The organism is Pseudomonadota bacterium (assembly GCA_034189865.1).
Taxonomy (GTDB): domain Bacteria; phylum Pseudomonadota; class Gammaproteobacteria; order UBA5335; family UBA5335; genus JAXHTV01.
This window is the reverse complement of record JAXHTV010000013.1, coordinates 18,954-32,431: the sequence shown is the minus strand read 5'-3', so window position 1 is coordinate 32,431 and position 13,478 is coordinate 18,954. Positions and strand designations below refer to the sequence as shown.

At 57.7% G+C, this 13,478-nt stretch carries 13 protein-coding genes; 11 read left to right on the top strand and 2 right to left on the bottom strand.

Annotated features, from left to right (window positions below):
• Positions 1 to 23: 23 nt before the first annotated feature.
• Both SVU69_08075 and SVU69_08070 read left to right on the top strand, forming a co-directional pair.
• On the top strand, positions 24 to 1,400 hold the full coding sequence (locus SVU69_08075; protein MDY6942958.1) for a SpoVR family protein: 1,377 nt from the start codon (positions 24 to 26) through the stop codon (positions 1,398 to 1,400).
• 111 nt (positions 1,401 to 1,511) lie between these two features.
• Positions 1,512 to 1,787 carry a hypothetical protein gene (locus SVU69_08070; protein MDY6942957.1) on the top strand — a complete coding sequence of 92 codons (276 nt, stop codon included), beginning with the start codon at positions 1,512 to 1,514 and terminating at the stop codon, positions 1,785 to 1,787.
• Between the two features lie 22 nt (positions 1,788 to 1,809).
• Here SVU69_08070 and SVU69_08065 read toward each other — a convergent pair whose 3' ends face one another.
• On the bottom strand, positions 1,810 to 2,331 hold the full coding sequence (locus tag SVU69_08065; GenBank protein ID MDY6942956.1) for an NUDIX hydrolase: 522 nt from the start codon (positions 2,329 to 2,331) through the stop codon (positions 1,810 to 1,812).
• A 95-nt stretch (positions 2,332 to 2,426) separates the two neighbouring features.
• Positions 2,427 to 4,304: a diguanylate cyclase gene (locus SVU69_08060; GenBank protein MDY6942955.1), complete on the bottom strand. Its 1,878-nt coding sequence runs from the start codon at positions 4,302 to 4,304 to the stop codon at positions 2,427 to 2,429.
• Between the two features lie 330 nt (positions 4,305 to 4,634).
• Between SVU69_08060 and SVU69_08055 the strand changes: the two genes are divergently transcribed.
• From SVU69_08055 to SVU69_08015, 9 genes are all read left to right on the top strand, one after another.
• Positions 4,635 to 5,471 carry a PaaI family thioesterase gene (locus SVU69_08055; GenBank protein ID MDY6942954.1) on the top strand — a complete coding sequence of 279 codons (837 nt, stop codon included), beginning with the start codon at positions 4,635 to 4,637 and terminating at the stop codon, positions 5,469 to 5,471.
• A gap of 34 nt (positions 5,472 to 5,505) precedes the next feature.
• Positions 5,506 to 6,279, top strand: a complete 774-nt coding sequence (locus SVU69_08050; GenBank protein ID MDY6942953.1) for a class I SAM-dependent methyltransferase — start codon at positions 5,506 to 5,508, stop codon at positions 6,277 to 6,279.
• Positions 6,280 to 6,454: 175 nt separating this feature from the next.
• The gene (locus SVU69_08045; GenBank protein MDY6942952.1) at positions 6,455 to 7,306 is read left to right on the top strand and encodes a class III extradiol ring-cleavage dioxygenase; all 852 of its coding nucleotides are present in this window, start codon (positions 6,455 to 6,457) and stop codon (positions 7,304 to 7,306) included.
• 529 nt (positions 7,307 to 7,835) lie between these two features.
• Entirely contained in the window at positions 7,836 to 9,212 is a 1,377-nt protein-coding gene (locus SVU69_08040; GenBank protein MDY6942951.1) for a V-type ATP synthase subunit B, read from the top strand.
• Positions 9,193 to 9,798 carry a V-type ATP synthase subunit D gene (locus SVU69_08035; protein MDY6942950.1) on the top strand — a complete coding sequence of 202 codons (606 nt, stop codon included), beginning with the start codon at positions 9,193 to 9,195 and terminating at the stop codon, positions 9,796 to 9,798. Before SVU69_08040 ends, SVU69_08035 begins: the two co-directional genes overlap by 20 nt.
• Complete coding sequence (locus SVU69_08030; protein ID MDY6942949.1) at positions 9,795 to 11,615, top strand: V-type ATP synthase subunit I; 1,821 nt, start codon at positions 9,795 to 9,797, stop codon at positions 11,613 to 11,615. Before SVU69_08035 ends, SVU69_08030 begins: the two co-directional genes overlap by 4 nt.
• The gene (locus SVU69_08025) at positions 11,612 to 12,058 is read left to right on the top strand and encodes an ATP synthase subunit C (GenBank protein ID MDY6942948.1); all 447 of its coding nucleotides are present in this window, start codon (positions 11,612 to 11,614) and stop codon (positions 12,056 to 12,058) included. The genes SVU69_08030 and SVU69_08025 overlap by 4 nt, the downstream gene beginning before the upstream one ends.
• Before the next feature lie 11 nt (positions 12,059 to 12,069).
• The gene (locus SVU69_08020; protein MDY6942947.1) at positions 12,070 to 12,783 is read left to right on the top strand and encodes a hypothetical protein; all 714 of its coding nucleotides are present in this window, start codon (positions 12,070 to 12,072) and stop codon (positions 12,781 to 12,783) included.
• Positions 12,780 to 13,469 carry a DUF2764 family protein gene (locus SVU69_08015; GenBank protein MDY6942946.1) on the top strand — a complete coding sequence of 230 codons (690 nt, stop codon included), beginning with the start codon at positions 12,780 to 12,782 and terminating at the stop codon, positions 13,467 to 13,469. The genes SVU69_08020 and SVU69_08015 overlap by 4 nt, the downstream gene beginning before the upstream one ends.
• The last annotated feature ends 9 nt before the right edge of the window (positions 13,470 to 13,478 follow it).

Here is a 13,478-nt window from a genome sequence, read left to right as displayed (position 1 = left end):
TTTTACGTTGACGGGGAGAGGTCATGAACGCGACCAATCAAATCCAATATCAAGCTGATATCGAGCAGCTCGCCGACCAATATGGCCTCGACTACTACCCGGTGCAATTCGAACACGTACCGCCGAGTTTCATGATGGAAGTGGCCGTTTACGGCCTGCCGGTGCGGATGCCCCACTGGTCATTCGGTGTCCGCTATATCTATCAGTTGATTCAACACCGCATGGGCCATTCCCACATATTCGAAGTGGTCGTCCCAGGCAATCCCGGCCACGCCTACCTGGCCAACACCAACAAAGATACCGAAAACGTGCTGGTTACCGCTCATGTTCTCGGTCATGCCGATTTCAGCAAAAACAACGTGCTGTTTCGGCGGGTTCAAGAGCAGGCCGGTTATCACATCGTAGAGCAGGCCGCTGGCCACGCCCAACGGATCAACGACGCCATCGAGACTTACGGCCAAGAACGGGTCGAGCAGGTCTTGGATGCGGCGTTCGCCCTGGAACAACACATTGAGATTCATCAGGATCTACGTCGGCCGCTGTACGCCGACCAGATTCGTGAACAGGCCAGCCCCAAGCCAAAATCCGCCTTCCAGGATCGCTATCGACAACTTCCCGGCAGCGAGTTGGATAAACCATCGACAATCGGCGACAACCGAATTGCCATTCCGCCTCGCCCGGAAGGCGATTTACTCTGGTTTATTGCCGAGTACGCGCCTGAAATGGCGGGATGGGAACGGGACATCTTCCTCGCCGTTCGCGAGGAATCGTTCTATTTTCAACCCGTCTATGCCTGCCAAATCATGAACGAAGGTTGGGCCTCCTATTGGCACGCGCGCTTGCTCCGAGAGGCGGATTTTCTCCCGCAGGAGATGTATGTCGATGCCATCAAAACCCATTCCGACGTGGTGCGCCCCTATGCCGGCGAACAACAAGTGTCGCTGTCAGTGAACCCATACCACCTCGGGTTCAAGATGTGGGAAAAAATCATTGAGGACAAAGGCTTGAAAGCGGCCCGCGAAATCATGAGCCTGGAAGATGATTTCGCGTTTATTCGCAACAACCTGGACGAATCTCTGGCTCAGGAACTCGGCCTGTTCCGCTACACTGCCCGCCGCGGTGGCCGCGAAGCAACCGTGGCCGACTGGGATATCGATGAAATCAGAGAAGCCATCGTGTCACCGAAATATCACTTTGGCGCACCCCATGTGAATGTCACCGAGCTGAAAAAGGACGGCACCCTGATACTCACCCACGACCACGAGACGGACGGCCGAGGACTCGATGCCGACTCGGCGAGGAAAGTTTTGGGTTACATCCACACTGTTTGGCGCCGCCCGGTCATTCTTCACACCATTAACAGCCAAGGCCGGGAGACCAAAATCAGCGTCGGCGAATGACCCCAAAGTAGGACTGATGGCCATAGGCCTTTCATTTGCTATGCTAGAGTGATCGTTTTCGAGTGCAGGACGCACTCATCAATTGTGTAATTTCAACCCAGGGAAGGGCTCATGTTCGAATCCCGCAGTTTCTGGATCGCCCAAGGGGCGGGCATCATCGCTTTTCATATGGCGGCCATCGCGGTGATGGCCATCACCGGCCAGTGGTTCGCTCACCCGCTTGGGATGCTGTGGCTGATTATTCTTGTGATTCATGTCCTGGAAATTGGTGTGGCTTTCCTGGCCCTGAAAGACAAAGACGTCCCGCCAATGACACTGATCGCGAAAACACTCGTTTTCGGATTCATCTGGTGGATACCGCGGCGAATGGGAGTCTATCAGTCCTGAACCCGACGCCTAAAACCGGCCGCTAAGTATTTCCTGACAACCGGAAACGGTACAAGGCGGCCAAGGTTTTGGCATCGCGGATACGGCCGTCTAGAACCATGGCATCGAGCTGCTCGGTTTCCAACCAATGCACTTCCATCACTTCATCGACCTCCCGATTTACCTCACCCAGAATGAGATCGCGAGCCAAAAACAGATGAATCACTTCGTCACAAAACCCAGGGCTGGGAACAATCTCCCCGAGACTGGACCACGTATCGGCGCGGTATCCCGTTTCTTCCTCCAGCTCACGCCGGGCCGCGAGTTGAGGGTCTTCCGCACCGTCCAGCTTCCCGGCGGGGATCTCCCATAACCAGCCACCGGCCGCATGGCGGTATTGCCGGAGCATGCAAAGCCGGGCCGAGGCATCCAAGGCCAACACCGCCGATGCACCCGGATGGCGGATAATCTCCAAACGCGTTCGAATGTTTCCCGGAAGCTCAACGGACTCACGCACCAGGGTGAGAAAATCACCGGAAAACAGCAGTTCGGTAGAATCGACCATAGGGGGTCAAACTCCCTGTTGCGGGTGATCGGCAGGTGCGAAAGCGCTACGGATCGCGCTTTGATCCGCCGGCTCGCGGCGGATAATTGAGCGACTTAAGTCTCTAACATTTGAACCTGGTTACGGCCCGCCGCCTTGGCTTTGTAGAGACATTCATCGGCATCGGCGACCAGTTGAGTATACCCGTCAGTATCCTCCGGAACGCGGACCGCCACACCCACACTGATGGTGAGAGGAATCTTACGTTGTGCGGATTCCACGGGCGTCTGCTCGATGCTGCGGCGGGTCCGCTCGGCCAAGTGCAATGCGCCGTCCCAGTCAGTTTGGGGCAGCAACACCGCAAACTCTTCACCACCATAGCGGGCGACCATGTCGCCCGGGCGTCGCAGCGACTGGGAAATCAGTTTGGCCACTTGTTTTAATGTTTCATCGCCCGTGAGATGGCCGTACGTATCGTTCACCCGTTTGAAGTGATCGATATCGATCATCAACAGGGCCACCGGATATCGAGCACGGTGAGCGCGGCGCCACTCCGCCCGCAGCTCGCTCTCAAAGAAGCCTCTGTTCTTAATCCCCGTCAACTCGTCGGTTGCGCTCTGCGCCTTGAGTTTCTCGTTGGCCAACGACAGCTCCCGCAATGCGGCATCGAGGGCACGGGTGCGATGGGCGACTTTGCGTTCCAACGACGCCGCAGCTTCGCGCTGAAGCTCGGCTTTATCCTCTTTCAGCAAGCGAATGCGATCGGCCAATGCAAAGGACAAGAGGATCACTTCCAGTGCCGCACCGATCTGAATCCCATACTCAGTGACAAAGACCGGCGGCAGCCATCCGAACGTCTTAATGATGTAGACGACGATGCCCAGTAGAAAAAGCGTCCACGCCAACAGAAAATATCGAACCGCCCGCACAGACCACACAAAACAAAGACCGGCCACCGTGAAAATGGCAAGCACAGTCATTAAAGTAATGGCGGTGACGACCTGGAGAATGATCGCGAACGGCAAGAACCAACCGACGGCGGCAATGGCCCCGAATACCACCAAAAGCCCCCGAAAGAACCAATCCCAAGGCCGCGAGTTCTCGGACAGCGCGAGGAAGGTGCGGGTAAACTGGGCTACCCCCATCATCGAAACCGCAATCAGAAACGGAATGGAGCGATTCGCCAAAATCGGGCTGTTTGGCCATAAGTATTCGTATGCCAAACCGTTTAAGGTGAATTGGAGCAATCCGAAACTGACCAGATAGATCACATAGTACAGATAGTTCCGGTCCCGGATTGATAGGAAAATTAGTAGGTTGTAAAGTGCCAAGGCGATAACGATGCCGTAATAGCAACCCAGTAGAAGTTGCTCATTGCGCTCACGCAGGTGGAACGCATGTTCGGTCATCAACGACATGGGTACCTGCAACGACCCCTCGTTGCGGGCCCTCACATAGACGTCGACCCGCTCACCGGGCAACATCGCGATCGGGAAAACGAAATTCCGATTACGAACCGGCCGCTGTTCGAACAACCACCGGTCGCCCGTTGCATAGTCCGTAATCCGCCCGTCCGAGGCAATAATAGAGAGTTGCAAATCATCCAAAAGGGGATTGGAGATCAGTAACATCCAGGTGCCAGCGGAATCCGTTTCGTTTTTCAGGCGAAAACGAAACCAATGAGTCGCACCGGTAAAACCAAGGTTGGTCGCAGTGTTGTCCACTCCGGTCCAGGCGGAACCCGATTCCATCGAGCGTACGTCGCGAAGATTTAAATTCCCGGTGGGATCAATCAAGTGCTCGGCGTATTCCGCCAACGAAAATTGGCGAGCTTCGAGCGAAACCGGCATTTCAGTTCCGTGACGCTCGGCCATCGCTGTGTTGCTAAGGAGCAACAGGGAAAGCACCAAGAGGATTCGGAAGACAGGAAACAGCACCTTACGTCGGCCGAACTGCCGAGTAGCCGCCTCATACCCACGATGCGCGGTATTCACCGTCCAAACGCCCTTCCCTGGGTGATATCTAGCTGATATTTCCGCGAGCTCCATACGCTATAAACAGACCGTCCGTTCCATTGTCGCAACACCGGCAACGCGTTGGCGCCCGCATTGTGCGCCTATTCACGGCAACACGCAAAGTTTGCCTGACGCCCCAATATCTTTTTCCGGGAACAAATCCAGCTAATCAACCAGTTAAGCCTGTCCATTTGTCGATCAGTCGAGTATTCTTTGGCGTTTTAAACCTTGGGCCAGTCAATGCTAACCAAAGATACAATCAACGAGACATATAAACAGGATCTCTGGGGACAGGAAACCGGCGCTTTCGTGTCCGCCCTGTCAGACGATCAGTCTTTGACCCTCACTGTGCCATTTAAAGCGTCCAACATGAACATGGGCGGGAGAACCCACGGGGGAAAAATCGCCACCTTTCTGGTCGACGCGGCCAAATTGCTGGTGCACGCACACACGGCACAGGCTCCCGAAAAAACCTCGCAGTTGCTGGACTTTCAAGTCTCCTACTTGAAAGGCGGCGGGCGAGAAACACTGACGGCACAGGCTCGCATCACCCGGCGAACCCAAGAGTTCATTTTCGTCTCCAGCGTGGTTGTGAACAGCGAGCAGGAGCCCATTGCACAGGCCAACGTGGTTTTTCGCCATTACGACGCAGACGCCGCTGAATCACCGACACACCATAACCACCCAACTCTGGAGCAACCGCCGTTCCAATTGCCCGGGAGCCTAGAAGACTCTCCCCATAAAAATATCGTTAAGTTGTTCAACCAAGCGATGAAACAAGCCCACCCCGGAAGTGCTGTAGACTATATGGCGCCGGGCATATGCCGTATGGTCCAGGCGGACTATCCTGAACAATACGATTTTCAGGGAAACATATCGGCGGGCCAATTGCTGACGTTTTTCGATAACGTGGGGGGCGGATCAGGTTCATCCCTGGCCAGTGAATTCGGTTTAGCGGTGACCCTAACCATCCAGGCCGCTTTCTGTGAGCCGGTGGCGGGCGAGGATGTGATCGGATACAGCCAAGCCTTCCGCCGGGAACAAGGCTTGAGTCACAATCAAATTCATTTGTATGGCGCGGACTCTGGCCGTTTGAAAGCTTTCGGCACCATGACGCACTTGGTTCGGCCACCGCGACGCCGCTGATCGGCGCCTTGTAACTATTCGTTGTAGAGCCGGTATGCCCATCCAAGACCGCGATCCCAAAGTGCGCTTTTCCGATCGGGTGGAGAACTATCGCCACTACCGCCCGCACTATCCCGCCGAGGTCTTGGAGATTTTACGGCAACGGACCGGCCTCGCCCCCGAATCGGTCATCGCCGACGTGGGCTCGGGGACTGGCATCTCGGCTGAGCTGTTCCTGCGTGCCGGTCATGCCGTCTGGGCGGTGGAACCGAACGAACCCATGCGCCGGGCAGCGGAAGAAGCGTTGAGCTCCTGGCCGGGGTTTCACAGCATCGCGGCCCAGGCGGAAGCGACGACTCTACCCAACCACAGCGTGAACTATGTGGTGGCCGCCCAAGCCTTCCACTGGTTCGAGGCTGCCGCGGCCCGGCAAGAATTCAAGCGGATTCTGACCCCTCACGGCTGGGTCGTTCTGCTATGGAATACGCGCAGCGGCGCGGTGACACCCTTTTTAACCGACTACGAACAGCTATTGCGGCGCTTCGGCACGGACTACCATAAGGTCCGACGCCGCAACGTGGACGACGCGGTCATCGAGGCGTTTTTCCCGCAAGGCTTCGAGCGTCATCAGCTGGCCAACCAGCAAGTCTTCGATTTCGAAGCACTGAAAGGTCGCGTACTTTCGTCATCCTACGTTCCCACCGAAGGCGATCCGCGCTTCGAACCCATGCTCGCCGAGCTCAAGGCGTTATTCAACCGGCACCAGCACGGCGGCCGCGTCACCTTTCTGTACGATACCGAACTCTACTTCGGAACAATCGAATCGTGATCCGATATGGGTGCTCGGGCGTGGGGGCGACCAACGACGCCTCGACAGGCCTGGCGATGCATCGTATGGTTCCCTTTAGGCTTTAAAGCAAGCCTCCGTCTCCTGGATCGTTCGGGCCTTTAATCCCGCGGCCAATCCTCCCAATCCCGACGGCGATCCGTAGGATCGGTTCACAATGAACAACGCCACACCCCAAGCCCCATCGTCCGGTTCGGTCCTGTTCATCCCGCATGGCGGGGGCCCGTTACCCCTTCTCCGCGATCCCGGACACGAAGTCTTGGTGCGTTTCCTGGAAGAGATCGGCCCCACGCTCGGCACACCCGAGGCCATCTTGTTGATCAGCGCCCATTGGGAAGCGTCGGTGGCCACCCTCACCAGCGGCAAGAGTCCCGGCCTCATCTACGACTATTACGGCTTCCCAGAGCCAGCCTACGACATTCGGTACCCGGCGCCCGGTCACCCCACATTGGCGACCCAGGTGCACGGACTGCTCACGCAAAGCGGAATGAACGCCAAACTCGACCCTCAAAGGGGCTTCGACCACGGGATGTTCGTCCCACTGAAAATCCTGTTTCCCGACGCCCGGATTCCGTGCGTTCAACTCTCCCTGCTAAAGAGCCTGGATCCGTCCGCCCACCTCCGAATGGGGAAAGCACTCGCTCCCCTGCGGCAGGAAAATATTCTCGTCATCGGCTCCGGCTTGTCGTTTCACAACATGCATGCCCTCATGTCACCGCATTCGGGGATCGCGGACCCAAAGAACGACGCATTTGAACGCTGGCTGGTGGATACCTGCACCAACCCAGCGCTCGATTCCGCGGAACGGGAAGAACGTCTGATTCGATGGCAGAAAGCACCGTTTGCCCGATACTGTCACCCACGGGAAGAGCATCTCTTGCCACTCCACGTCTGCTGCGGACTGGCCGATCAGGTGGGACAACAGGTCTACCACGGCACGGTTATGGGAAAAAGGGCCAGTGCATTTTTGTGGTCCACACACCCATCGACGGCGAGCGGCGGGCGATAGTCAACCTTCGAGTCGCATCTGAGGTGTGACGCAACCACGGCCGGCGTGGCGCTCGCCCCTCGCACCATATCGATGCGGTCTGAACAACATGGGGATACGAGGCAAATCTCCTGGAAAGGCCCACTGAACGATCGGGCCACAGTACCGCCAGCTCACCGGTAGCGCCGCCCACCCGTGCCAATCATCTTCTACGATAGGAGAGGGACAGAAGATTCTGGAGCTCTGTGATCAGTGACTTATCGTTAACGCTCAGAAGGCTCCGAGGCGATGGGATAGAGGTCAGTCCGGCCGGATCCTGCATCTGAGGCTTAAATTATGACTCAAGCTGCCGATGATGAGCCTGTACAGTTAGCGCCGCGAAGCGGAAGGGCAGGAGCGCGCATGATTATTGCAAGTCAATTGCGAAGTACGTGCTGCCCGGCCCGTCATCAGTCTGTTTCAAGCCGAAAAGATAGAGACGGCAGAATCACGGATCCACAGCCTTTCCATTTGCCACTGACAACACGCCGCGACATCAAGGCCCAATAGCATGCTCGAGTCCCTCACCCGTTATTCCAACGTACTCGAAATCGTCGGCGACCTGATCAAGATCCGTATCCCCAAAGAATCCGGAGGCGCTGCGCGGTTCGGTGATTTGGCCCTGGTGGAAAACGTCGATGGCGAACGATCGCTGGCGCAAATCATTCGTCTCCAGGGTGATGTGGTTTCCTTACAAGTTTTTTCCGGAACCCGCGGTCTGTCGACCCAGGCCAGCGTCCGGTTACTGAATCAACCCATACGGGTCACCTGCTCGGAAAACATCCTCGGACGCGTTTTCGATGGCACGGGCACGCCGTTGGATGGCGGCCCGGAACTGGATCAAGACCCGACCGTCCCCATCGGCGGCCCTTCGGTGAACCCCATGCGCCGGGTACTGGCGTCCCAAATGATCCGTACCGACGTCCCCATGATCGACGTCTTCAACTGTCTGGTGGAGAGTCAGAAGATACCGATCTTTTCAGTGGCCGGTGAGCCTTACAATGCCCTACTGGCCAGGATCGGCATCCAAGCCGATGCCGACATTGTCGTATTCGGTGGTCTTGGCCTGATTTACGACGACTACCACTTGTTTCGATCGGCGTTCGAGGACGCCGGTGTGTTCTCCCGCACCGTGATGTTCGTCAACCTGGCCTCCGACCCGATCGTCGAGCGCTTGCTGGTTCCCGACATGGCGCTGGCGGTGGCGGAGCGCTTCGCGCTGGAAGAAGGCAAGCGCGTCTTGGTGCTATTGTCGGATATGACGGCCTACGCCGATGCGCTGAAAGAAGTGGCCATTGCCATGGACCATGTGCCATCGAACCGCGGTTACGTCGGTGATCTCTACTCCCAGTTAGCGCGACGCTACGAGAAAGCCTGCGATTTCAAAGGCGCCGGCTCGGTCACCATCCTGTCGGTGACGACGATGCCGGGTAACGACGTCACCCATCCGGTACCGGATAACACCGGCTATATCACCGAAGGCCAATTTTACCTGCACGACGGCGTGCTGGATCCGTTCGGGTCGCTTTCGCGACTGAAACAACACGTCATCGGCAAGATTACGCGCGAAGATCACGCCCAAATCATGAACACCATGATCCGCTTCTATTCCGGTGCCCGCGATGCGGAACAGAAGCAAGCGATGGCTTTCGAACTGTCCGAGTTCGATCATAAGCTTCTGAAGTTTGGAGAACTATTCCGCCAGCGCTTCATGGACATCGAGGTCGCCATGCCGCTGGAGACTGCGCTGGACCTCTGTTGGCAGACCCTGGCCGAGTGTTTCAAGCCCGAAGAGCTGCTGATGAAACCCCATTTGGTGGAAAAGTACTTCCCCAAGCCCACGCCCAGCTTGAACGAGGAATCCGCCCGTGGCGCGATTAGCGTTTAACAAAAGCGCATTGCATCAGCAGGATGCGGTACTTAAAACCTACCAACGGTTCCTGCCACCGCTCGATATGAAGCGACGCCAACTCATGGCTGAAAAAAACCAGGCCGCCCATCGATTGGCCCATGTGGAGGCGGAGCTGGAAAAACTGCTGGCCAATGTCGGGCCGCGGCTGCCCATGCTGGCGGACGAATCGATGGATTTGAAAGATCTGGTCACCATCGCCCATTTGGAGGTGGGCACGGAGAACCTGCTGGCCACGCCGTTGCCGGTGCTCCGCCGATTGGAAGTCCAAAGGCGCCAATACTCGTTCCTCGCCAAACCGCATTGGGTAGATCAGGTCGCTGCGGAATTGGAGCAGGCCGTGAAACTGAGTGTGGAACGGCAGCTCGCGCAGAGCCGGTTGACCCAACTGGAACAGGCGGTTCGGAAGATCACCCAGCGGGTGAATCTGTTCGAGAAGGTTTTGATCCCGCGCACCGAGGAGAACATCCGCCGCATTCAGATCTATCTCGCCGATGCAGAGCGGGCCGCCGTTGTCCGGGCCAAACTGGCCAAGGAACGGGCCGTGCAGCGGGAGTCGTTATGAGCATACTCCGCCTGCAAAAAATCAGCCTGATCGGCCGCCGCCAAGAGAAAGCCGAGATTCTCGATGGGCTGCAATCCCTGGGGCTTTTGCACTTGGTAAATTTGGCTTCGCCCAAATCAGAAACGAACGCCGAGGCAGGACCGGGGGGGCGGGACACCAGTGGCGCAAAAAAAGCACTGCGCTGGTTGCGCGACAGTCCCGTCCAACGCCGAGCAATCCGGCATGATAACGCCTTCGATGCCACAGAGATCGTGGGACAGATCAACGCCAACCAACGAGCCCTTAAAGAAGCCGAGGATCGCCGGGATTTTTTGCGTAAACGGATATCGGACGTGACGCCGTGGGGAAATTTTCGACTACCCGGACTCGAAGAACTCGGCGGCTATCGGTTCTGGTTTTACATCGTACCGCACTATCAAATGCCCCTGGTCGCCGAAAGCGGATTGACGTGGGCAATTGTGGGCCGGGATCGCCGGAATGCGTTCGTGGTCGTCATCTCCAAAGAAGAACCCGGAGAGCACCGCATGCCGGTGGCACGCACCCACACCGGCGAGCTCCCTCTGCGTCAGTTGGAGCAAGAGTTGGAGGCCGCAGAAGTGGCCGTGGAGGAACACGCCGCTGAACGGGTGGCGCTCACCCGGTGGCGATATCTGCTCAAACTCGATCTTGCCCACTTGGAAGATCAGGCCAACCAGCAGTTGGCTGCCGACCTGACCCTGGAACGCGAAGGCTTGTTCGCCGTGCAAGGTTGGGTGGCCGAATCCCAGTTGGCGCCGGTTCGGGAATTTGCCGACACCCACGGCCTGGTGATGCTGGCAGAGAAACCCGGGCCTGAAGAATCCCCGCCCACTTTGCTGCAGAACCCCCGTGCCTTATCCGGAGGCGAAGATCTGGTGCGGTTTTACCAAACGCCCGCCTACCGCGCATGGGATCCGTCGGTGGTGGTGTTTCTCTCTTTCGCATTGTTTTTTGCCATGATCTTGGCCGACGGCGGCTATGCGGCCCTCATGGCCGTGGGACTGGCTTTTTATTGGCGTCGATTGGGCAAAACCGAAACGGCCGCCCGGTGGCGAGTGTTGCTGACGGTGCTGGCCGGTTTTTCACTGTTGTACGGCATCGCCATCGGCAGTTACTTCGGAGTCGAACCGCCCGCCGGCAGTTTCTTGGACTGGCTGCGTATTCTCGACATGAACGATTTCGCCGGGATGATGCGAATTTCCCTGATCATCGGCGCAGCCCATGTGATTCTGGCGAACGGACTAACGGCTTGGCAGCAGCGCAAAACCGCCGCCGCATTGGCCCCGCTGGGTTGGATGGCAATCGTGGTGGGGGGGCTACTGTGGTGGCTCACCCAAGGCAAACAAGACATGTGGACCGCTGCCGGGCCGGTGCTGGTCGCCATCGGAACACCTTTGGTCTTTCTGTTCAGCGGGGCACAGTCGATGGATGAAACCACGCCCTGGAGCAAGGCGCTGTTGCGACGCGCGTTGAACGGTTCCCTCGCGCTCACCGGCATTTCGAAGGCGTTCGGCGACGTACTGAGCTACATGCGGCTGTTTGCGCTAGGCTTGGGCAGCGCGTCGCTGGCGATTACCTTCAACGATATCGCCGGCCAGGTTGCAGCGGCGATTCCCGGCCTGGGTCTGCTGTTGGCGGGGTTGATCCTATTGCTCGGCCACACCTTGAACATTTTGCTCGCCATCGTCAGCGGCGTGGTCCATGGGCTGCGGCTGAACTATATCGAGTTTTTTCATTGGGGTCTGTCGGACGAGGGTTATCCGTTCCGCCCCTATGCCAAGAAGGAGACGGAATCGTGAACGAGCTGGTCATTGCGCTCGGTTGGCTGGGTGTCTACGCACCGATGGCCCTGGGCGCCATCGGCAGCATGATCGGCTGCGGCATCGCCGGGCAGGCGGCGATCGGCGCCATGCTGGAAACTGAAAGCGGCTATGGACGTTATGTCGGCGTTTCCGCCATGCCCTCGTCCCAGATTATTTTCGGCATCGTAGTGATGTTCACTCTGAACCGGGACATCACCGTAGAGGCCGCCCCGGGCATTTTCGGTATCGGCGTGCTGGTGGGTCTGGCGTTGATGGTCAGCGGTGTTCGCCAGGGACAATGCTGCGCTTCGTCGATCAATGTGTCCAAAGACAAACCGGAGGTATTCGGCCTGTCACTGGCGCCCGCGGCCATTATTGAAGGCTTCGCGGTTTTCGCGTTCATTTTCGCCCTGGTCATTAGCGCCGGCATTCCCAGCTGAGGAGCGAAGTGATGAGTAAAACGGCGGATCGCTCCGAGACGTCTTCGGTTTCTTCACCCACGGCCTCTGGCGTTGAGGCTTTGATCGAGAAGCTCCGGGACGAGGGGCTGGAAAAAGGCAAAGCGGCGGCGGAAAAACTCATCGCCGACGCCCAAAGCCGAGCCGATTGGCTGCTTGAGCAAGCTCAGATGGAGGCCGACAAACACATCGCCGAGGCCAGAGCAGAAGCGGAACGACTCAAACTGGCCGGCCAGGAAGCACTCAAGGTGGCCGCCCGAGATACCGTGCTGCAAACCAAATCCGCGTTGACCACCCACTTCACCGATGAAGTCGCCCGGCTGGTTTCTGAGCAACTGCAAGACGAAGCGGTCCTTAAGGATATGATCATAGAAATCGTCCGGCGAGTCGCGGACCAAATTACGCCTGAATCCGAAGGTTCCGTGGAACTGATTTTGCCCCGGGACACGGTCGGCCTGGAAGAGCTGCGCAGCCGTCCCGCGGAGATCAAAGAAGGTCCGTTGAGCCAGTTCGTGTTGGCCACCGCCGGTGAGTCATTACGAAACGGCTTGACCCTGGCGTTAGGGCCAGCCGGGCAAATCGGTATTAAGGTCCGCCTGGTGGAACAGAATGTCGAACTCGACCTGACCGATCAGGGCGTGAGCGAGCTGTTGCTGCAACATCTGCAGCCCCGCTTCCGGGCGCTACTGGAAGGTATCGTCCATTGAACCGCTTGGCACCCTACTACACCTTGATATCCAGCCTGCCGAAGCTGCCACCGCCTTTCACCGGCAGCCGCGTCCCCATTTCACGGGTCAAGCTGGATCAACGGCTCAACATGCTGCTGCCAGACGATGCCGCCACCATGGCGGACATTCAAAAAATCGTCCAATGGCACGATCTTCCCATGCACCGTACAGACGAAAAGCTGGTACGTCAGGCGAAACGCCTGCTCCAGACACTTGAGAACTCATTGATTTACGAGATCGTGCTGTGGCGCTTGGAAGTTCGTACCGTCATGGCGGCCCTACGCCGCCGCCGACGGGGCGATCGACCGCCCAATATGGACAAGGTGTGGGGTTGCGGACGTTGGAACCGCCACATCGTGACCCATTGGCAACACCCGGATTTTAATCTGGCCGGCGTATTTCGGTGGATTCCGGAAGCCAATCGGATGATCTCGGAAGGCGATGCGCTGGGCATCGAAAAAATGTTATTGCGGCTCAATTGGCGATTGATGGGACAACTGTCCGTCGGCCACCCGTTCGACTTCGAGGCGGTGGTGATCTATGTCTTGCGATGGGGCGTCGTCGCCCGTGCCGCCACTCACGACCATAACGCGGCCCGAAAACGATTCGGCCACATGCTTGAGCACGCGATGGAATCGGCACAAACGGTGCCGGCGACCGGCTGAGAGGCGGCT